The organism is Bacillus sp. FSL R5-0512, from assembly GCF_038593295.1.
GTDB classification, from domain to species: domain Bacteria; phylum Bacillota; class Bacilli; order Bacillales; family Bacillaceae; genus Bacillus; species Bacillus safensis.
This window is the reverse complement of record NZ_CP151982.1, coordinates 164,451-185,087: the sequence shown is the minus strand read 5'-3', so window position 1 is coordinate 185,087 and position 20,637 is coordinate 164,451. Positions and strand designations below refer to the sequence as shown.

The 20,637-nt window shown below is 45.1% G+C and carries 13 protein-coding genes, 7 tRNA genes and 3 rRNA genes; 7 read left to right on the top strand and 16 right to left on the bottom strand.

Features of this window, described 5'->3' with window-relative positions; translation table 11 throughout:
• Positions 1-192: 192 nt before the first annotated feature.
• From rsiW to NSQ25_RS01030, 8 genes are all read right to left on the bottom strand, one after another.
• On the bottom strand, positions 193-819 hold the full coding sequence (gene rsiW / locus NSQ25_RS01065) for an anti-sigma-W factor RsiW (protein ID WP_326136119.1): 627 nt from the start codon (positions 817-819) through the stop codon (positions 193-195).
• A 14-nt stretch (positions 820-833) separates the two neighbouring features.
• Complete coding sequence (sigW, locus tag NSQ25_RS01060) at positions 834-1,397, bottom strand: RNA polymerase sigma factor SigW (protein WP_024424449.1); 564 nt, start codon at positions 1,395-1,397, stop codon at positions 834-836.
• 183 nt (positions 1,398-1,580) lie between these two features.
• A complete protein-coding gene (gene rocF, locus NSQ25_RS01055; RefSeq protein WP_024424450.1) occupies positions 1,581-2,492 on the bottom strand; it encodes an arginase in 912 nt (303 codons plus the stop codon).
• Positions 2,493-2,628: 136 nt separating this feature from the next.
• Positions 2,629-2,700 (bottom strand) — tRNA-Gln (locus NSQ25_RS01050).
• Between the two features lie 4 nt (positions 2,701-2,704).
• Positions 2,705-2,789: transfer RNA gene (locus tag NSQ25_RS01045), tRNA-Tyr, on the bottom strand.
• A 28-nt stretch (positions 2,790-2,817) separates the two neighbouring features.
• A tRNA-Thr gene (locus NSQ25_RS01040) sits at positions 2,818-2,890 on the bottom strand.
• 3 nt (positions 2,891-2,893) lie between these two features.
• Positions 2,894-2,969, bottom strand: a tRNA-Val gene (locus tag NSQ25_RS01035).
• Between the two features lie 6 nt (positions 2,970-2,975).
• Positions 2,976-3,050, bottom strand: a tRNA-Glu gene (locus NSQ25_RS01030).
• Between the two features lie 220 nt (positions 3,051-3,270).
• On the opposite strand from NSQ25_RS01030, the gene murQ reads away from it, so the two are divergent.
• The 6 genes from murQ to NSQ25_RS01000 are packed head-to-tail and all read left to right on the top strand — an operon-like array spanning position 3,271 to position 11,003.
• Complete coding sequence (gene murQ, locus NSQ25_RS01025) at positions 3,271-4,182, top strand: N-acetylmuramic acid 6-phosphate etherase (RefSeq protein WP_326136120.1); 912 nt, start codon at positions 3,271-3,273, stop codon at positions 4,180-4,182.
• A 14-nt stretch (positions 4,183-4,196) separates the two neighbouring features.
• A complete protein-coding gene (locus tag NSQ25_RS01020; RefSeq protein WP_041106088.1) occupies positions 4,197-5,066 on the top strand; it encodes a MurR/RpiR family transcriptional regulator in 870 nt (289 codons plus the stop codon).
• Positions 5,063-6,442, top strand: coding sequence for a PTS transporter subunit EIIC (locus tag NSQ25_RS01015; protein ID WP_326136121.1), 1,380 nt, complete (start codon positions 5,063-5,065; stop codon positions 6,440-6,442). Before NSQ25_RS01020 ends, NSQ25_RS01015 begins: the two co-directional genes overlap by 4 nt.
• Before the next feature lie 13 nt (positions 6,443-6,455).
• Entirely contained in the window at positions 6,456-7,811 is a 1,356-nt protein-coding gene (pbp4b, locus tag NSQ25_RS01010; protein WP_326136122.1) for a penicillin binding protein PBP4B, read from the top strand.
• A gap of 13 nt (positions 7,812-7,824) precedes the next feature.
• Positions 7,825-9,744: a glycoside hydrolase family 3 protein gene (locus tag NSQ25_RS01005; RefSeq protein ID WP_326136123.1), complete on the top strand. Its 1,920-nt coding sequence runs from the start codon at positions 7,825-7,827 to the stop codon at positions 9,742-9,744.
• 11 nt (positions 9,745-9,755) lie between these two features.
• The gene (locus NSQ25_RS01000) at positions 9,756-11,003 is read left to right on the top strand and encodes a DUF1343 domain-containing protein (protein ID WP_326136124.1); all 1,248 of its coding nucleotides are present in this window, start codon (positions 9,756-9,758) and stop codon (positions 11,001-11,003) included.
• 43 nt (positions 11,004-11,046) lie between these two features.
• Here the strand turns inward: NSQ25_RS01000 and NSQ25_RS00995 are convergent, their stop codons facing one another.
• From NSQ25_RS00995 to NSQ25_RS00965, 7 genes are all read right to left on the bottom strand, one after another.
• On the bottom strand, positions 11,047-12,012 hold the full coding sequence (locus tag NSQ25_RS00995; protein WP_034283929.1) for a bile acid:sodium symporter family protein: 966 nt from the start codon (positions 12,010-12,012) through the stop codon (positions 11,047-11,049).
• Positions 12,013-12,074: 62 nt separating this feature from the next.
• A complete protein-coding gene (locus NSQ25_RS00990) occupies positions 12,075-13,514 on the bottom strand; it encodes a SulP family inorganic anion transporter (RefSeq protein WP_326136125.1) in 1,440 nt (479 codons plus the stop codon).
• Between the two features lie 355 nt (positions 13,515-13,869).
• A tRNA-Thr gene (locus tag NSQ25_RS00985) sits at positions 13,870-13,942 on the bottom strand.
• Position 13,943: 1 nt separating this feature from the next.
• Positions 13,944-14,018: transfer RNA gene (locus tag NSQ25_RS00980), tRNA-Asn, on the bottom strand.
• Positions 14,019-14,060: 42 nt separating this feature from the next.
• A 5S ribosomal RNA gene (gene rrf / locus NSQ25_RS00975) occupies positions 14,061-14,176 on the bottom strand.
• A gap of 61 nt (positions 14,177-14,237) precedes the next feature.
• A 23S ribosomal RNA gene (locus tag NSQ25_RS00970) occupies positions 14,238-17,168 on the bottom strand.
• 182 nt (positions 17,169-17,350) lie between these two features.
• A 16S ribosomal RNA gene (locus tag NSQ25_RS00965) occupies positions 17,351-18,899 on the bottom strand.
• Together the 16S, 23S and 5S rRNA genes with 2 tRNA genes alongside form the textbook arrangement of a ribosomal RNA operon.
• A 376-nt stretch (positions 18,900-19,275) precedes the next feature.
• On the opposite strand from NSQ25_RS00965, the gene pdaB reads away from it, so the two are divergent.
• Entirely contained in the window at positions 19,276-20,040 is a 765-nt protein-coding gene (gene pdaB, locus NSQ25_RS00960) for a polysaccharide deacetylase family sporulation protein PdaB (RefSeq protein WP_024425619.1), read from the top strand.
• On the opposite strand, the gene NSQ25_RS00955 is transcribed toward pdaB, so the two are convergent.
• Positions 20,033-20,635, bottom strand: coding sequence for a KinB-signaling pathway activation protein (locus NSQ25_RS00955; RefSeq protein ID WP_111927725.1), 603 nt, complete (start codon positions 20,633-20,635; stop codon positions 20,033-20,035). The genes pdaB and NSQ25_RS00955 overlap by 8 nt on opposite strands.
• Positions 20,636-20,637 lie beyond the last annotated feature (2 nt).

Genomic DNA, 20,637 nt, shown 5'->3' with positions numbered 1-20,637 from the left:
TTATTCTTCGTTTGATGCATTTTTTAATAAAAAAAGAGCCTATGTATCAATACATAGCGTGGCTATTATACCACATTTTGTTTCAGCAAGGAAAATAGTTGCCATATCTGGCTGACTTGCTAGTATGCTTGAATCTCAGCAATGTATAGAAAAAGAGCAGCCCCCTTAGAGACTGCTCTTAAACCGCTTGAGTTACTTTTGCTCCTCTGGACCAATGACCCGCATCACGTTTTGTGCTGTTGATTTCATTTTGTACCAGATCCAATCAAACACTTCATTAATTTCATTAATTTGACCAGTGACTTGTCCGGCAGAAGCAGTCAGCTGTTCCCCATTGACGACGGTGACATTTCCATCAACCTTGCCTTCTACAATCAGCTTGCCATTTTTGACAGTGATGTCACCCTTTACGGTTTCCCCTTTAGGTACGGTCACTGTATCATTTTCAACGACGAGATTCGGCTGCTTTGACACACTGAAATTATGATCGGTATTCCAGCTCGTAAACAGACTGCCTCCCATTAAAATGAGAAAGAGGGCAGCGGCTACCATCAGCGGGTGAGCTTTGATCCATCTTTGAACCGACACATGCTTTTTCTCCTTTGGAAGACCTGCCATCACCTTTGCAGTGAAATCAGATGGTGCTTCTATATGAGATGTACTCTGCACTAGCGCGATGGATTTCTCAATTTGTTGAAAATGAGTACGGCACTCCTCACACGATTGCAGATGGCTTTTTAATTCTTTTTCGTCTTGGGGCTCAATGTCCCCGTCTAAATACTGATGCATAAGCTGGACGATTCTATCCTGACAGCTCATCAAAATCACCTCACTCAAAGGTCTCTCAACTGTTTCCGGAGAGCCTCTCTACCCCTGTGTATTCTCGTTTTCACCGTACCAACTGGTATATTCAGAATCTCACTTATTTCTTTTAACGAGAGTTCATCAATATACTTTAATACGATGACCGAACGATATTTGTCGGGTAACCTTAGAATTTTTTGCTGAATGGTACTCGATAATTCAAGAGACACCACCTCATCCTCTGGCAAAATGCCATCAGCAGCAATTTGAGAATACATATTTAATCCTTCTGTTCCTGCCACCTCTGCATCTAAATAATAATCCGGCTTTTTTTTGCGAATACGGTCGATGGTCAGGTTGGTTGCAATGCGGTACAGCCACGTGGAAAACTTACGATTCACATCAAAGCTTTCGATATTCACATAGGCACGAATAAACGCCTCCTGCGCAATATCCTCCGCTTCGTGTGCATTCCCAAGCATACGGTAGCACAGCTGATAAATTTTGTCTTTATACAGGTCTACGATGTCTGCAAATGCGTTCTGGTCGCCTTTTTTCACTTGCTTAATTCTCTTTTTAATCATTGTGTCCATAGTATATTCAACCTCTGCCTTCACCGGTCTTTATGTATACGAACCTCTTTCCAAAAGGTTTCATTCTCCTCTAAAAAATAGTGTAACAAATTTTTGACAGTGTGTTACGCTTATCAACCGGTAAAAACCTTAACATATCCTTAAATTTTCCCAAAACAAAAAAGAACGGGAACAAGTCCCGCTCTACAATAGCTTTTCACCCATTAATGAACCAATTAACGCAACTGCCGCTTCAGCGGTTTTGTTTTTCTCATCTAAAACCGGATTTACTTCAACAAATTCAGCAGACGTTAAAATACCTGCCTCCTCTAAAAGCTCCATTGCGAGATGACTCTCCCGGTAACTAATGCCGCCTGCAACCGGAGTACCTACACCAGGGCATTCCGCTGGATCTAATCCATCTAAATCAAGCGACAGATGGACACCATCTGTTCTTTCCTTTAGATACGCAATCGCTTCCTCCATCACCCTTGTCATCCCTAAACGATCAATTTCATGCATCGTATACACTTTAATGCCTTTCTCTCGAATTAATGCCCGCTCTCCTTCATCTAAAGATCGAGCACCAATTATAACGACATTTTCAGGCTTCAATTTAGGCGAATAACCGCCAATGTTCGTTAAATCTGCATGCCCAAAACCGAGACTGACAGCAAGCGGCATGCCATGAATATTTCCAGAAGGAGAGGTTTCCTCCGTATTCAAATCCCCGTGTGCATCATACCAAATGACACCTAAGTTTTCATAATGCTTGGCTACCCCAGCAAGTGTGCCTATCGCAATGCTGTGATCACCGCCTAAAATGAGCGGAAACGAACCAGATTGCACAATACTGTCAACCTTCTCAGCAAGCAGTTGATTTGCTCCAGCATTCTCCGTCAAATTCTTCAGCTTTTCACTTGTATATAAACCTTTCTCATCATCTCTTTGTTCAACTGGAATATCTCCAAGATCCTCTACATCAAATGAGAGCGTTTCCAATTTTTCTTTTACGCCTGCACAACGAATCGCACTCGGGCCCATATCGACGCCCCTTCTCGTTTGACCCAAGTCCATTGGAACTCCAATAATCGTGACCTTTTTTTGCTCTCCCATATGTACATCCCCTTTCCGTTCATGCTTATATTTTACTTTCTTGATGCCTTCTGACTCAACTCGACAACATTTTGAATAGTTATACAGTCCCTCTGCCAACATAAAAAAAGACACCTTTTTCAAAAAGGTGTCTTAACTGGGCTAGCTGGATTCGAACCAACGCATGACGGAGTCAAAGTCCGTTGCCTTACCGCTTGGCTATAGCCCAAAAATGGTGGAGGGGGACGGATTCGAACCGCCGAACCCGGAGGGAGCGGATTTACAGTCCGCCGCGTTTAGCCACTTCGCTACCCCTCCACATATGGAATTGATAAAGAAAAAACAGTGCCGGCAAGAGGACTTGAACCCCCAACCTACTGATTACAAGTCAGTTGCTCTACCAGTTGAGCTACACCGGCATATGGTGGAGGATGACGGGCTCGAACCGCCGACCCTCTGCTTGTAAGGCAGATGCTCTCCCAGCTGAGCTAATCCTCCACATCATGGTGACCCGTACGGGATTCGAACCCGTGTTACCGCCGTGAAAGGGCGGTGTCTTAACCGCTTGACCAACGGGCCAGTTTGTCAAGTTTGTTGTTTCCGTGAAGCTGACAAAAGTTATTATATACAGGTTGTCCCCCTTTTGTAAAGGGGATTTTTATTTTTTTTATTTTCTAACTATTTACTCCCTATTCGTTCAACAATTTGACTGAAATATAATTTCAATATTCAAATATAATATTGAAATTTCATATCATACTCAATATACTGAAAATGAAGAAATAAGGAGGTATGTCACATGCAGCCATCTCAACTGCGTTCTTTGACAACAGAATCAAGAAACCCCAACACAATGGGAATTTCTCAAGCAGATCCGCTTGAAATACTCCAGATGATCAATGAAGAAGATATGAAGGTCGCTCAAGCAGTCAACCTTGTACTTCCGCATGTCAAAACAGCAAGTGACTTTGCTTATGAATCCATCTCAAATGGAGGCAGACTCATTTATTTAGGCGCCGGAACAAGCGGCAGAATTGGCGTAATGGATGCTGTCGAATGTCCCCCAACCTATAGCGTCTCACCTGATGTCATTGTTGGCATCATGGCAGGCGGAGACTCAGCTTTTTCTCAAGCTGCCGAAGATGTGGAAGACAGTGAAGAAGCCGGCAAACAGGATTTAGTACACATCCACCTGACATCAAAAGATACAGTCGTCGGTATTGCCGCAAGCGGCAGGACACCTTATATCATCGGCGCTTTAAACTATGCAAAGTCGATTGGAGCTAAAACAGTAGCACTCAGCTGCAATGAACAAGCAGAAATTAGCGAGCTTGCAGATTGCGCCATTGAGGTCATTGTAGGACCAGAAGCCATCACTGGGTCAACAAGAATGAAAGCAGCATCCGCTCATAAAATGATTTTAAATATGCTTTCCACGTCTGTCATGATTAGACAAGGCAAAGTATATGAAAACCTGATGGTTGATGTAAAAGTCAGCAATCATAAATTAAAAGAACGCGCCATCACCATCATTCAACATGTGACAAACGCTTCCTACGAACAAGCCGTGAAGACTCTTGAAGCAGCAGACTTAGAAGTCAAAACGGCCATCGTCATGCTCCAAACAAACACAGACAAGAAAACAGCCAAAGATTTACTCAACAAAACGAATGACCACATCGACAAAGCGATCTCACGTTATCAATCCTAAAGGAGGCAGAGCTCATGTCAGCAGGTGGACTTACCCTACTACACACAATCAAATCAAAGCTTCCACAATCTGAAAAAATCATTGCAGACTATATCCTTGCCCATCCTGACAAAGTCATTAAAAGTACAGTACACGAAATCAGTCAGGCAGCCGGCGCAAGCAGCTCTGCAGTCATCCGTCTTTGTAAATCTCTCGGGCTGGATGGCTATCACGATTTAAAAATGCGGATCGCTGGAGACTTGATGCATGACGATAAACAAGGCTACAGAGATATCGAACAAGATGAACCGCTTCAATCCATTATTCAAAAAACAGCAGGAAACTCGATTCAATCGATCAAGGACACCGCTTCTATTTTAAATCCAGAAGCTTTAGAAAAGGCTGTTCAATTACTGCTGCATGCAAACCAAATTCATTTTATCGGTGTTGGTGCATCTGGCATCGTCGCAGCTGATGCCCAGCAGAAATTTCTCAGAATTAACTATGCAGCGACAGCCTTCACTGACATGCACATTGCATCTACGGTCATTGCAAATGCGGGAGAGAATGACATTGTGTTTGGTATCTCCTTTTCAGGAGAAACGTTAGACATCATTCAAGCCCTTCAGCTTGCAAAAGACAACCAAGTGAAAACCATTGCTTTAACACATCCAGGTCATACAAGCGTTTCTGCTTTATGTGATGTTCACCTATCGACGTCCGGTTCCAATGAAGCACCTTTTCGCAGTGCTGCCACTTCCTCTAGAATGGCACAGCTCTACTTAATTGATGTCTTGTTCCTCAGTTTAGCTTCTCGTCAATATGAAGAGACAGCGCAATATATTGACAAGACAAGGCATGCCATCCGCTCCATGAAACGAAAATCAAAGGGGGATTCAACATGAGTCATCAAAAGAAATATCAGCAGTTGGCGAAAGATATTCTTTCACTCTGTGGTGGTTCTGAAAATATCTCTTCCCATACACATTGTATGACAAGGCTCCGAATTACACCGATCGACAATGAAAAAGTTCACATCACAGCAATCAAAGAACTCGATGGCGTCATTGGCGTCGTCGAAGCAGAAACGCTTCAAATCATTTTAGGCACTGGCGTTGTCAACCAAGTATCAAGTGCGTTTGAAGAGCTGCTAAATGCCTCTGGCTCTTATGATTTAAACAACGAAGCACAAAAAAACAAGCAAGCCATTTCACAAAAGAACCGCACACCGTTCAAGCTGTTCTTACGGCGGATTGCCAGCATTTTCATTCCAATTATTCCGGCACTAGTTGCCTCAGGTCTGATTACCGGAATAACAAAAGCAATCGTGCAAGCAGGCTGGCTTGACGAAAAATCTCAAGCTGCGATTATTTTAACGGTTATCGGTTCTGGACTTTTCGCTTATCTCGGGATATTAGTCGGAACAAATGCCGCAAAGGAATTTGGAGGCTCTCCTGCATTAGGCGCATTAGCTGGTATCCTCATTATTAACCCAGCCTCCGCAGACATTATGTTATTTGGCACAAATATTCTACCAGGCAGAGGCGGACTCATCGGTGTTCTTCTAGCCGCCATCTTTATGGCACTTGTGGAAACCCGAATTAGACGCTTCGTCCCGCAATCACTTGATATCATCGTCACACCAACCATCACACTGCTCATTACAGGCATTTTCACGTACGTTGTCTTCATGCCAGTCGGCGGATTTATATCTGATGCCATCACCTCAGGACTGACTTATCTATTGAATATGGGCGGAATTTTGGCAGGATTTGTTCTTGGTGCTACCTTCCTCCCACTTGTTGTAACAGGACTTCACCAAGGGCTGACACCGATTCATATGGAACTCATCAATTCAATTGGAGATGACCCGCTTCTGCCAATTCTCGCTATGGGCGGTGCAGGACAGGTCGGCGCTGCATTCGCCATTTATATGAAAACAAAAAAGAAAAAGCTCAAAAGAGCCATCGCTGGCGGACTTCCTTCAGGGATGCTGGGCATTGGCGAACCACTCATTTTCGGTGTCACACTCCCGCTGGGACGACCATTTCTCACCGCTTGTCTTGGTGCAGGAATCGGCGGCGCATTTCAAGCCTACTTCCAAATTGCGACGAAAGCCATCGGGGTATCCGGTCTTCCATTAACCTTTATTGTTCACACACATCAAATGCTTCTTTACTTAATTGGACTATTTATCGCATATGTTGCTGGATTTTTCTTCACATACTTATTTGGATTTCATGATGATATGGCTGTTGAATTCGAGGATCACAATCAATAAGGAGGTCTAGACCTTGAAGAAATGTTTTCTTTTGATCACATGTCTGTTCATGCTCCTTGGGTTACCAGTACAAACATTTGCAACTAGCTCCCATCCTGTATCGTCTTTGTCTAAAACAGCACCTGAAGAATATCCCGTTTTAAAAAAAGCAAAACGACCGGAACAAGTAGGATTTTCTTCCAGGCAGCTGAGGAAGGTTGATCAAATGATTCAAAATGACATCAAAGCAGGATTTCCAGGAGCCGCTCTCATCATTATCAAGGACGGAAGAATCGTCCATCAAAAAGCCTATGGCTACCGGCAAAAATACGATGGCACAACAGAGCTCAAATCGTATAAAAAAATGAAAAAGGATACACTATTCGATCTGGCATCCAATACAAAAATGTATGCGACCAACTATGCCCTGCAAAAGCTTGTCTACGAGAAAAAACTTGATGTCAACGAAAAAATACAGACCATCCTTCCAGATTTTCAGGATGAACCTGATGCAAAAGTAACCGGTAAAGACCAGCTCAGGGTAAAAGATCTTCTCACCCATTCTGCGGGTCTCCCTTCCAGTGTCTTATTTTATAGCAAAGAATCAGCTGGCTCTTTTTATTCTCAAGACAGAAAAACAACGATGAAATGGCTGCCAAAGGTACCGCTGCAATACAAGCCAGGTACCCAGCACATTTATAGTGACATTGATTACATGCTGCTAGGCATGATCATCGAGAAGAAAACAGGCATGCCTCTTGATCAATATGTCGAGTCAACGATTTATCGGCCGCTAGGTCTCAAACATACAATGTTCAATCCACTGCAAAAAGGGTTCAAGCCGAAGCATTTTGCAGCAACTGAACGTTTAGGCAATTCACGAGACGGTGTCATCGATTTTGAAAACATCCGACGGTACACCCTGCTAGGTGAAGTACACGATGAGAAAGCATATTACTCAATGGCAGGTATCTCCGGCCACGCTGGACTTTTCTCGAATACCTCAGATATGGCCGTGCTGCTTCAGCTGATGCTTAATAAAGGAGGCTATGGAAAAACAACCATCTTTGATCAGGCTTCTATCGATCTCTTTACAGCCTCATCTGATACGAACCCAACTTACGGGCTAGGCTGGAGAAAAAACGGTCATACTGACATGGAATGGATGTTTGGAAAATATGCAAGTAACGAAGCCTATGGGCATACTGGCTGGACCGGCACCATGACGTTGATTGATCCTAAACACAATTTAGGTGTCGTGTTGCTGACGAATAAGAAACATTCACCCGTTGTTTCACCAGAAACAAATCCTAATCAATTTGAAGGTGACCTGTTCCCAACTGGTACTTATGGAAGCATCATGACCGCAATCTACGAATCTTTTCAGTAAAAGGAGGAATTCGATGTTGAAAGCTCTCTTCCCCGCTGCACTGGTTTTAGCCCTGCTAACCTCTTCCATTCCAACGGAAAAGGTTAGCTCTGCCTCTCTGCCAACCGCTAAACAAATGGTTCAAGACATGTCACTGGATGAAAAGATAGGTCAAATGCTCATGCCGGACTTTCGCAATTGGCAAACAAAAGATGAATCCGCACCTACAGGCTTCACAAAGATGAATAACGAAGTATCTCATCTTGTAGAAAAATATCATCTAGGCGGTGTCATCTTATTTGCCGAGAATGTCGTTGATACAAAACAAACCGTGAAACTCACCCATGAATTTCAAAAAGCATCACCAAACATTCCTTTACTCATTTCCATTGATCAAGAAGGCGGAATCGTCACAAGGTTACAAAAGGGAACACATTTCCCAGGAAATATGTCGATTGGTGCCTCTAGAAGCAAAAAAAATGCATATGACACAGGGAAAATCATCGGAAAAGAATTAAACGCCTTAGGCATCAATACAAACTTCTCTCCTGTGCTTGATGTGAATAATAACCCAAACAACCCCGTCATTGGTGTCCGTTCCTTTAGCTCTGATCCTGCTCTTGTCTCTAGACTTGGCCTTCAAACCATGAAAGGACTTCAAAAGGAAAAGGCCATTTCCACACTAAAACATTTCCCGGGACATGGTGATACAGCCGTCGATAGTCACTACGGCTTGCCGCTCGTAGAGCATGACCTAGATCGTTTAAAAAAGGTTGAGCTGTATCCGTTCCAACAAGCGATCAATGCTGGTGCAGATATGGTCATGACCGCTCATGTGCAATTTCCTGCCATTGATGACACAACGTATCGAAGCAAAAAAGATGGCGAGGACATCATGGTTCCAGCAACCTTATCAAAAAAAGTCATCACACACTTATTAAAAGAAGAGATGGGCTTTCAAGGTGTTGTTGTGACAGACGCACTAAATATGAAAGCGATTGCAGATAATTTCGGACAGGAAGAAGCCGTCGTGATGGCCATTAAGGCAGGTGTCGACATCGCTCTCATGCCAGCACCAGTCACCTCGTTAAAAACAGAGAAAAACCTAGAGAATGTATTCAATGCTGTCAAACAAGCGATTTTAAAGAAAGAGATTCCGATGTCGCAGATCAACGAATCTGTCGAAAAAATTCTTCAATTGAAAATCAAACGCGGCATTATTTCCTCCAAAAAACCAATCAATCTTGAGAAAAAAATCAAAAAAGCCACTCAAGTCGTTGGGAAAAAGTCGCACCTTAAAGCAGAACAAAAAATGGCACGTGAAGGGATCACCCTGCTTAAAAACAACAAAAAAACCTTACCTTTCAAGCCTAAAAAGAATGACAAAATCGTGGTCATGGCACCTTACGAAGATCAGACAAAAGCAATGTCTGTCACAGTCGAATCTCTCATGAAACAAAAAAAGATCAAGCCTGTAAGCATCCAGTCATATGCTTTTGCGGATAAAACGTTCACCAAAGATACAGCCAAACTGATTCAAGAAGCTGACTATGTCATCACTGGCTCTTACGTTGTCCAAAATGATCCAGCAGTGAATGATGGCGTAATTGATGACAATGTCCAGGATCCGAAAAAATGGGCAACCGCCTTTCCTCGTGCTGTCATGAAAGAAGCAGCAGCACAAAACAAAAAAATGGTCATCATGAGTCTTAGAAATCCTTATGATGCGGCAAATTTTAAAGAAGCCGATGCCTTACTAGCTGTGTACGGTTTTAAAGGCTACTCAAACGGACAATTCAATCAGCCAAATATTCCTGCTGGACTAGAAGTGATATTTGGAGCTGCATCACCTAAAGGGAAACTGCCAGTTGATATCCCATCTGTCACTCATCCAAATCAAACCCTTTACCCATTCGGCTATGGCCTCAACTTGAAAGGGAAACAGATCAAATAGGAGGGATTCTCTTGAAAAAAACAGCAAGCTTCATACTCGCAAGCATTCTCATGATGAGCACATTGACCGCCGCCTCTCCCGCAGATCAAGAACGAACAGTCACAAAAGGGAAAAAAGCATCAGTCAAAACAGGGATCGAAACACTACTCTCAAGCAATCTTTCATGGCTAAAAGGGAAAAGAGTTGGTCTCATTACAAACCCGACTGGCATCGATGCAAATATGAAAAGCAGTGTCGATCTCCTATTTGAACATCCAAATATCAAGCTCACTGCTTTATATGGACCTGAACACGGCGTACGCGGCGATGCACAAGCAGGAGAAGGCGTCGAATCCTATACCGATGAAAAAACAGGGCTTCCTGTGTACTCTCTTTATGGAAAAACAAGAAAACCAACTCCTGAAATGCTGAAAAATGTAGATGTCCTGCTGTTTGATATTCAAGACGTTGGTACTCGTTATTACACCTATATTTACACGATGGCCTATGCGATGGAAGCCGCTAAGGAAAACAACATTCCCTTTGTTGTCCTAGACCGCCCAAATCCCATTGGCGGACTAAAAGTAGAAGGACCTGTTTTAGAGCCTGAACACGCCTCATTTGTAGGGCTCTATCCCATCCCATTAAGACATGGAATGACCACTGGTGAACTTGCAAAACTGTTTAACAAAGAGTTTCATATCAATGCTGATGTAACAGTCATCAAAATGAAAAATTGGAAGCGTTCCATGACATTCGATGATACAAAGCTGCCGTTCGTCCTTCCTTCTCCTAACATGCCAACAGTAGATAGTACCTTTGTATATCCTGCCACAGGATTAATTGAAGGCACAAATGTCTCTGAAGGCAGAGGAACGACAAAACCATTCGAGCTCATTGGTGCACCATATATCAATAGCAGCGAGCTGGCAGATCATTTAAATAAGCTAAAACTAAAAGGCGTTCAATTTAGACCTGTGTCATTCACCCCCACATTTTCTAAACATGCCGGTACACTATCTCATGGTGTGCAGTTATATGTCACAGACCGCTCATCCTTCGAAGCGGTGAAAACGGGGTTATCCATCATCAAAGCAATACATGATTTATACCCTAATGACTTTGAGTTCCTTCAAACAGGCAGCTTTGACAAACTCATCGGGAATGGCTGGATGAAAGAAGAAATCAATAAAGGAACTTCCGTCAAACATATGATGAAACGATATCATCACGACCTCAAAACATTCGAAAAGAAACGAAAAAAATATCTCATCTATTAAGATCACAGAAAAAACCTCCATCTATCAAAGGATGGAGGTTTTTTCATGAGAAAGATTTGGTCACAGCAGGTGCTTTCAGCTCAAAACGATTGAGTAAGAAACCAAACAAGGCAGCAAGCACTTGCTGAAACAGCATGCCAATCACCACAGGAACAGCGACAGCAGGCGGGAAAAAGCTAATGGCAAGCACAGCCCCCGCACTAATGTTTCTCATACCGCCCGTATACACGATGGCCACAATCTCTCCTTGAGTACATTTCATCGTCTTTCCAATCAACCATGCAAACGCATATCCGCTCATCGCAATGAGAAAGACAGTCGCTGCCTTGCTAAAAAATGCGGCATCCAGTTCACGCAAGTATGGCGCAACAACAGAACTGTTAATCGACACCACTACAAACAAGCCTATTTTTGAAAAAGGTGACAGTGTCTGACTAATCATTTTTGTCACAGCAGGCTTTGCATATTGACGAACGAGCATCCCTAAAATAGATGGAAGCACCACCATCCCAAACAGCCCTTTCATGATCGCGACCATGTCCATATGAACCTGTGTACCGGCCAAAAGTGACAAACTGGCTGGCACAATCAATGGCGAAAGCAATGTATCAATTAAAATAATGGATAACGTTAACCCAACATTCCCCTTATACATTGCCGCCCATATTAAACTAGAAACTCCTGTGGGAATCACCATTGCAAGTGTCAAACCGGTGATCGTCATAGCATCACCCGCAAATATGAGATGTCCCGCTGACCAAGCATAAAGAGGCATCAACACGTGCAAAATCATAAACGATAAAATCAAAGGCAATGGGTGCATCACTGTATGCTTTAAAGCCGAAAAAGTAGAAGACAAACTCCCTGCAAAGGTCATCACAGCAAAAACCCATGGCACCAAAAACGTAAAATCCTTTAAATAGGCCGCCAATAAAACACCGAGTAACACACTAAAAGGTGTAATGAGCGGCATCATCCGGCCGAGTACTTGATTCAAACGCACAAGCATACCGGCCACCTCCATCCCTTCACTTTCTTACCTTTTCTATTGTAACAGACAGAAAGGCCTTTTTAAGAACCACTCACCTGTTTAATAAGCTTTTGACTTGATGTATCCATTCCAACTACGTCCACCTGGACGCCATTTGCTTGATACCTTTCCTTTATACGTTCTATCGCTGATACACCTGATTCATCCCATATACGTGCTTCAGACAAATCAATCACAACAGATTGGAGTTCTTTCCCCTGATGGAAAGCTTGGATCAAGTCAGTGACAGAAGCAAAGAAAATTTGTCCTTTAACTCGATATTCCCAAGTACCTGCCTGGCTTTCTTTAGACGTAATATGAAGCTTCGATATCTTTGCGACAAAGAATACCGCACTAAGCAGTACACCTGCAAAAACGCCTTTTGATAAATCATGAGTCAACACCACCGTCACGACCGTGACAACCATCACAATAGAATCTGTTTTCGGATTCTTTTTTAGCTGCTGAAAAGAACTCCAATCAAATGTGCCAATGGAAACCATGAACATCACAGCCACAAGAGCAGCCATCGGAATTTGAACCACGACATCACCTAGTACAAAAATCAGCACCATTAAAAAAGCACCCGCTACAAAGGTAGAAAGCCGGCCTCGTCCTCCTGCCTTCGTATTAATCACAGATTGGCCAATCATCGCACAACCAGCCATACCGCCAAAGAATCCCGCAACAACATTGGCAATCCCTTGACCTCTCGCTTCCTTGTTCTTATTACTAGACGTCTCTGTCATATCATCGACAATCTGTGCGGTTAAAAGAGACTCAAGTAAACCAACCATCGCAAGTGCTAAAGAATAAGGAAAAATGATAGCAAGTGTTTCCCAGCTAAACGGAACTTGAGGAATCAGAAAAACAGGCAAAGAACTAGGAAGCTCTCCCATATCTCCAACTGTTCTAACATCAATATGTCCAAATACAGCCAATAACGTCATTACAATAATGGCAATGAGTGGGGAAGGTATCACCTTTATCACCATAGGCAATAAATAAATGATCAGCAGGGCACCACCTGTCATCATATACATGGCTAATGATTCCCCAACGAAATGTGGAAGCTGAGCCATGAAGATCATAATAGCCAACGCATTGACAAAGCCAACCATGACGGACCTCGGAATAAATTTCATCAAACGAGATACTCGGCACAATCCGAACACAATTTGAATCAAACCCGTCAAAATCGTAGCTGCAAACAAATATTGCAACCCATGATCAGCAACCAAGTGAACCATGACGAGAGCCATAGCCCCTGTTGCAGCCGAAATCATGCCTGGGCGTCCACCAACAAACGAAATCACAATCGCAATACAAAACGATGCATACAACCCGACTTTCGGATCAACGCCCGCAATAATCGAAAACGCAATGGCTTCAGGAATTAAAGCCAGTGCGACTAATATACCCGCAAGAACGTCCTGACGTACATGTCCAAACCATTCTTGCTTTACAAATAAATCTTTCAAACCATCTACTCCTTTTTATATACATTCCGTACATGGAAAAAGAAGATCAACTATACCTGGAGATGAAGAAAGGAAAAACAAACGATACTTCACTTTCGGGGGAAAAGAGGAACGTACAGAGTCTTTTGATATAGAGGATATCACTTTAGTAAGAATAAAAGAAAGAGACTGAAGAATCAAGAACAAAAAGAAGGAGATAAGTAAAAAAGCGATGCAACAATGCTGTGCAAGCCGTTTTATTCGCTTTCCTAAAGTCATCAGTCTATTGATCATCGAGCAATTTAATATATATGTAAACAAACAAAAAAAGCCTTCTCATCATCGAGAAACCTTGTCATATCAACATATAGAGGAAAGCTTCCAAGCGGGCTCGAACCGCTGACCTCTTCCTTACCATGGAAGTGCTCTACCTACTGAGCTATGGAAGCATGGCTCCGCAGGTAGGACTCGAACCTACGACCGATCGGTTAACAGCCGATAGCTCTACCACTGAGCTACTGCGGAATGATAAAGTAACTTCTTCCATTGGAAGGATATAAACAAAAAGCTTGGCGGCGTCCTACTCTCACAGGGGGAAACCCCCAACTACCATCGGCGCTGAAGAGCTTAACTTCCGTGTTCGGTATGGGAACGGGTGTGACCTCTTCGCTATCGCCACCAAACCTGATGGAGAGAATGTTCTCTCAAAACTAGATAACAATGTTCATGCTTCACAATAGAATATAGGTTAAGTCCTCGATCTATTAGTATCTGTCAGCTCCACGTGTCACCACGCTTCCACCTCAGACCTATCAACCTGATCATCTTTCAGGGATCTTACTTCCTTGCGGAATGGGAAATCTCATCTTGAGGGGGGCTTCATGCTTAGATGCTTTCAGCACTTATCCCGTCCGCACATAGCTACCCAGCGATGCCCTTGGCAGAACAACTGGTACACCAGCGGTGCGTCCATCCCGGTCCTCTCGTACTAAGGACAGCTCCTCTCAAATTTCCTGCGCCCGCGACGGATAGGGACCGAACTGTCTCACGACGTTCTGAACCCAGCTCGCGTACCGCTTTAATGGGCGAACAGCCCAACCCTTGGGACCGACTACAGCCCCAGGATGCGATGAGCCGACATCGAGGTGCCAAACCTCCCCGTCGATGTGGACTCTTGGGGGAGATAAGCCTGTTATCCCCGGGGTAGCTTTTATCCGTTGAGCGATGGCCCTTCCATGCGGAACCACCGGATCACTAAGCCCGACTTTCGTCCCTGCTCGACTTGTAGGTCTCGCAGTCAAGCTCCCTTGTGCCTTTACACTCTGCGAATGATTTCCAACCATTCTGAGGGAACCTTTGGGCGCCTCCGTTACATTTTAGGAGGCGACCGCCCCAGTCAAACTGCCCACCTGACACTGTCTCCCTGCCCGATAAGGGCAGCGGGTTAGAAGGTCAATACAGCCAGGGTAGTATCCCACCGATGCCTCCACCGAAGCTAGCGCTCCGGTTTCCAAGGCTCCTACCTATCCTGTACAAGCTGTACCAACATTCAATATCAGGCTGCAGTAAAGCTCCACGGGGTCTTTCCGTCCTGTCGCGGGTAACCTGCATCTTCACAGGTACTATAATTTCACCGAGTCTCTCGTTGAGACAGTGCCCAGATCGTTGCGCCTTTCGTGCGGGTCGGAACTTACCCGACAAGGAATTTCGCTACCTTAGGACCGTTATAGTTACGGCCGCCGTTTACTGGGGCTTCAATTCGCACCTTCGCTTACGCTAAGCGCTCCTCTTAACCTTCCAGCACCGGGCAGGCGTCAGCCCCTATACTTCGCCTTACGGCTTCGCAGAGACCTGTGTTTTTGCTAAACAGTCGCCTGGGCCTATTCACTGCGGCTTCTCGGGGCTTTAACACCCTAAGAAGCACCCCTTCTCCCGAAGTTACGGGGTCATTTTGCCGAGTTCCTTAACGAGAGTTCTCTCGATCACCTTAGGATTCTCTCCTCGCCTACCTGTGTCGGTTTGCGGTACGGGCACCTCTCACCTCGCTAGAGGCTTTTCTTGGCAGTGTGGAATCAGGAACTTCGCTACTAAATTTCGCTCGCCATCACAGCTCAGCCTTTACGGGAAACGGATTTGCCTATTTCCCAGCCTAACTGCTTGGACGCGGATATCCAATACCGCGCTTACCCTATCCTCCTGCGTCCCCCCATTGCTCAAATGGTGAGGAGGTGGTACAGGAATATCAACCTGTTGTCCATCGCCTACGCCTTTCGGCCTCGGCTTAGGTCCCGACTAACCCTGAGCGGACGAGCCTTCCTCAGGAAACCTTAGGCATTCGGTGGACGGGATTCTCACCCGTCTTTCGCTACTCATACCGGCATTCTCACTTCTAAGCGCTCCACCAGTCCTTCCGGTCTGGCTTCACAGCCCTTAGAACGCTCTCCTACCACTGTTCGTAAGAACAGTCCGCAGCTTCGGTGATACGTTTAGCCCCGGTACATTTTCGGCGCAGAGTCACTCGACCAGTGAGCTATTACGCACTCTTTAAATGGTGGCTGCTTCTAAGCCAACATCCTGGTTGTCTAAGCAACTCCACATCCTTTTCCACTTAACGTATACTTTGGGACCTTAGCTGGCGGTCTGGGCTGTTTCCCTTTCGACTACGGATCTTATCACTCGCAGTCTGACTCCCAAGGATAAGTCATCGGCATTCGGAGTTTGACTGAATTCGGTAACCCGGTAGGGGCCCCTAGTCCAATCAGTGCTCTACCTCCGAGACTCTTACCTTGAGGCTAGCCCTAAAGCTATTTCGGAGAGAACCAGCTATCTCCAGGTTCGATTGGCATTTCACCCCTACCCACACCTCATCCCCGCACTTTTCAACGTGCGTGGGTTCGGGCCTCCATTCAGTGTTACCTGAACTTCACCCTGGACATGGGTAGATCACCTGGTTTCGGGTCTACGACCACGTACTCATGCGCCCTATTCAGACTCGCTTTCGCTGCGGCTCCGCATCTTCTGCTTAACCTTGCACGGGATCGTAACTCGCCGGTTCATTCTACAAAAGGCACGCCATCACCCGTTAACGGGCTCTGACTACTTGTAGGCACACGGTTTCAGGATCTATTTCACTCCCCTTCCGGGGTGCTTTTCACCTTTCCCTCACGGTACTGGTTCACTATCGGTCACTAGGGAGTATTTAGCCTTGGGAGATGGTCCTCCCGGATTCCGACGGAATTTCACGTGTTCCGCCGTACTCAGGATCCACTCTGGAGAGAACAATATTTCAGTTACAGGGCTGTTACCTTCTTTGGCGGGCCTTTCCAGACCTCTTCGCTTATATCATTCCTTTGTAACTCCGTATAGAGTGTCCTACAACCCCAAGAGGCAAGCCTCTTGGTTTGGGCTGTTCCCGTTTCGCTCGCCGCTACTCAGGGAATCGCATTTGCTTTCTCTTCCTCCGGGTACTTAGATGTTTCAGTTCCCCGGGTATGCCTTCTCATACTCTATGTATTCAAGTATGGATACTACTCCATTACGAGCAGTGGGTTTCCCCATTCGGAAATCTCCGGATCAAAGCTTGCTTACAGCTCCCCGAAGCATATCGGTGTTCGTCCCGTCCTTCATCGGCTCCTAGTGCCAAGGCATCCACCGTGCGCCCTTTCTAACTTAACCATTTCTTACTTTAGAAAGAATCACTATGTGTGATGAACTTTGCATTGCATTCAATGTGAATGTATTACTTATTGTTATCTAGTTTTCAAAGAACAATCCTGTCTCGCTAGAGACATGTTTTGAAGGAATGATCCTTCAAAACTAAACAAGACGAAAACGTACGCTGCTCCATATATCCTTAGAAAGGAGGTGATCCAGCCGCACCTTCCGATACGGCTACCTTGTTACGACTTCACCCCAATCATCTGCCCCACCTTCGGCGGCTGGCTCCATAAAGGTTACCTCACCGACTTCGGGTGTTGCAAACTCTCGTGGTGTGACGGGCGGTGTGTACAAGGCCCGGGAACGTATTCACCGCGGCATGCTGATCCGCGATTACTAGCGATTCCAGCTTCACGCAGTCGAGTTGCAGACTGCGATCCGAACTGAGAACAGATTTATGGGATTGGCTAAACCTTGCGGTCTTGCAGCCCTTTGTTCTGTCCATTGTAGCACGTGTGTAGCCCAGGTCATAAGGGGCATGATGATTTGACGTCATCCCCACCTTCCTCCGGTTTGTCACCGGCAGTCACCTTAGAGTGCCCAACTGAATGCTGGCAACTAAGATCAAGGGTTGCGCTCGTTGCGGGACTTAACCCAACATCTCACGACACGAGCTGACGACAACCATGCACCACCTGTCACTCTGTCCCCGAAGGGAAAGCCCTATCTCTAGGGTTGTCAGAGGATGTCAAGACCTGGTAAGGTTCTTCGCGTTGCTTCGAATTAAACCACATGCTCCACCGCTTGTGCGGGCCCCCGTCAATTCCTTTGAGTTTCAGTCTTGCGACCGTACTCCCCAGGCGGAGTGCTTAATGCGTTAGCTGCAGCACTAAGGGGCGGAAACCCCCTAACACTTAGCACTCATCGTTTACGGCGTGGACTACCAGGGTATCTAATCCTGTTCGCTCCCCACGCTTTCGCTCCTCAGCGTCAGTTACAGACCAGAGAGTCGCCTTCGCCACTGGTGTTCCTCCACATCTCTACGCATTTCACCGCTACACGTGGAATTCCACTCTCCTCTTCTGCACTCAAGTTTCCCAGTTTCCAATGACCCTCCCCGGTTGAGCCGGGGGCTTTCACATCAGACTTAAGAAACCGCCTGCGAGCCCTTTACGCCCAATAATTCCGGACAACGCTTGCCACCTACGTATTACCGCGGCTGCTGGCACGTAGTTAGCCGTGGCTTTCTGGTTAGGTACCGTCAAGGTGCGAGCAGTTACTCTCGCACTTGTTCTTCCCTAACAACAGAGCTTTACGATCCGAAAACCTTCATCACTCACGCGGCGTTGCTCCGTCAGACTTTCGTCCATTGCGGAAGATTCCCTACTGCTGCCTCCCGTAGGAGTCTGGGCCGTGTCTCAGTCCCAGTGTGGCCGATCACCCTCTCAGGTCGGCTACGCATCGTCGCCTTGGTGAGCCATTACCCCACCAACTAGCTAATGCGCCGCGGGTCCATCTGTAAGTGACAGCCGAAACCGTCTTTCATCCTTGAACCATGCGGTTCAAGGAACTATCCGGTATTAGCTCCGGTTTCCCGGAGTTATCCCAGTCTTACAGGCAGGTTACCCACGTGTTACTCACCCGTCCGCCGCTAACATCCGGGAGCAAGCTCCCTTCTGTCCGCTCGACTTGCATGTATTAGGCACGCCGCCAGCGTTCGTCCTGAGCCAGGATCAAACTCTCCGAAAAAGTACAAAACCGAAGTTTTGCTTTTCGCCAGTTTGACTGACTACCTATGAAGTTTCATAGGATTTTTTTATAAAAACTCGAATTAACAGGTACGTTTTGTCTTGTTTAGTTTTCAAAGATCATCTCCGCCGTTCTTAGCGGCTTTAATAATATAACATTTCGCTTCATCTTATGTCAACAACTTTTTTCAAGTTTATTTCCCGAAGCGTTTTGTGTTTGTCACTGTGTGTCAGCGACGATTAATAATATATCACGAAAACATTCTATCGGTCAACGCCTTTTCGAAACTTTTTTTGAAATAGTTTTATTAAGCATCTTAAACCCTTGTCCTGCATACAATCAAGTAACAATCTTGGACAAGGCAGGAGTGTTTGAATTGAGTCGATTATATGTGTTGCCTATTAAACGGCTGAAGCAAGTTGTCATTATTCTTGTAGCAGCCCTTGCAGCTGCAACCTTTTTTTATGTACAAAAGGCACCGCCGCTGTCGGTATTTAAAACTGAACATGGACCCCGAGCCATTTATAAAGGAGAGACTTCATCAAAACATGTCTCTCTCACTTTTAATATTGGCTGGGGGGATGAGAAGGCTGTTCCTATTTTAAATGTCCTTCGAGAGTACGGTATAAAGAACGCCACTTTCTTTCTGTCTGCTTCTTGGGCTGAGCGTCATCCTGATATCGTGAAACAAATTAGGGAGGACGGCCATCAAATTGGAAGCCTCGGCTATGCTTATAAAAATTATAGCCAGCTTGAAGATAGTGAAATCAAGCAAGATCTTGTCCGTGCACAAAATACATTTCAAAAGCTTGGACTAGATGACATTCAACTATTAAGACCGCCAACTGGACAGTTTAACGAAACAGCACTGAAAATTGCCACACAGTACGGTTATACCGTTGTTCATTACAGCATCAATTCACAGGATTGGCTGAATCCGGGTGTCGACCAAATTGTTCAAAATGTAAATGATCGAATGAAAAGCGGAGACATTGTTCTCCTTCACGCCTCAGATTCAGCAACCCAAACCGCTCAAGCCTTACCAGCTATTTTGAAACAAATAAAAGAAAAGCATTTAAAAAATGTGACAGTTGGCGAACTGATCTCCAACACGAAAACAAAGTCATCAGAAGTTAAGTAGCTTTCGCTTTTGAAAACCGCGGCATCGCTAACAGCTGAAACGCATTACAGCCTAATAGCGGGAACAGCATTAAATACAGCCAGTCCTCTTCATTGACTCTGAGCGCCGGGAACCATTCTAACGACGTGATGACGACCATGAGAAACATTGCGGAAATAAATGTTTTCTTAGAGGACTGCTGCTGTTTAAAATAAGCCACGATCAATGCAAACACACCGATAAAAACAGGCAGCCACAAGTATGGAAGAAATGAATCATTCTCCCCGAAAAACAAAAATCGCAAGTAAGCTAAATCAAACAGCACAAAAATCACAAGAAACAGCTGGATGGTATTCCATAAAGAATGTGACCGGAAAATCTCTAACGCAAACCGGTGCACCGTCAAGAAGACAACAAACCCCATCTGACTAATGACACTAAAGATCATCCCTACACCAATGAACCAAAACAACACAGATGCGATCTCTAGAATTTCAAACGATATAAAAAGCTTCTGATATTTCCCCCACTCCAGCGCAAAGCCTACCACGCTTGTAATGACCGCTCCAACAGCTAGCACAGAGAAGAAAAAACGAACTAAATCCCGACTTTTCATTG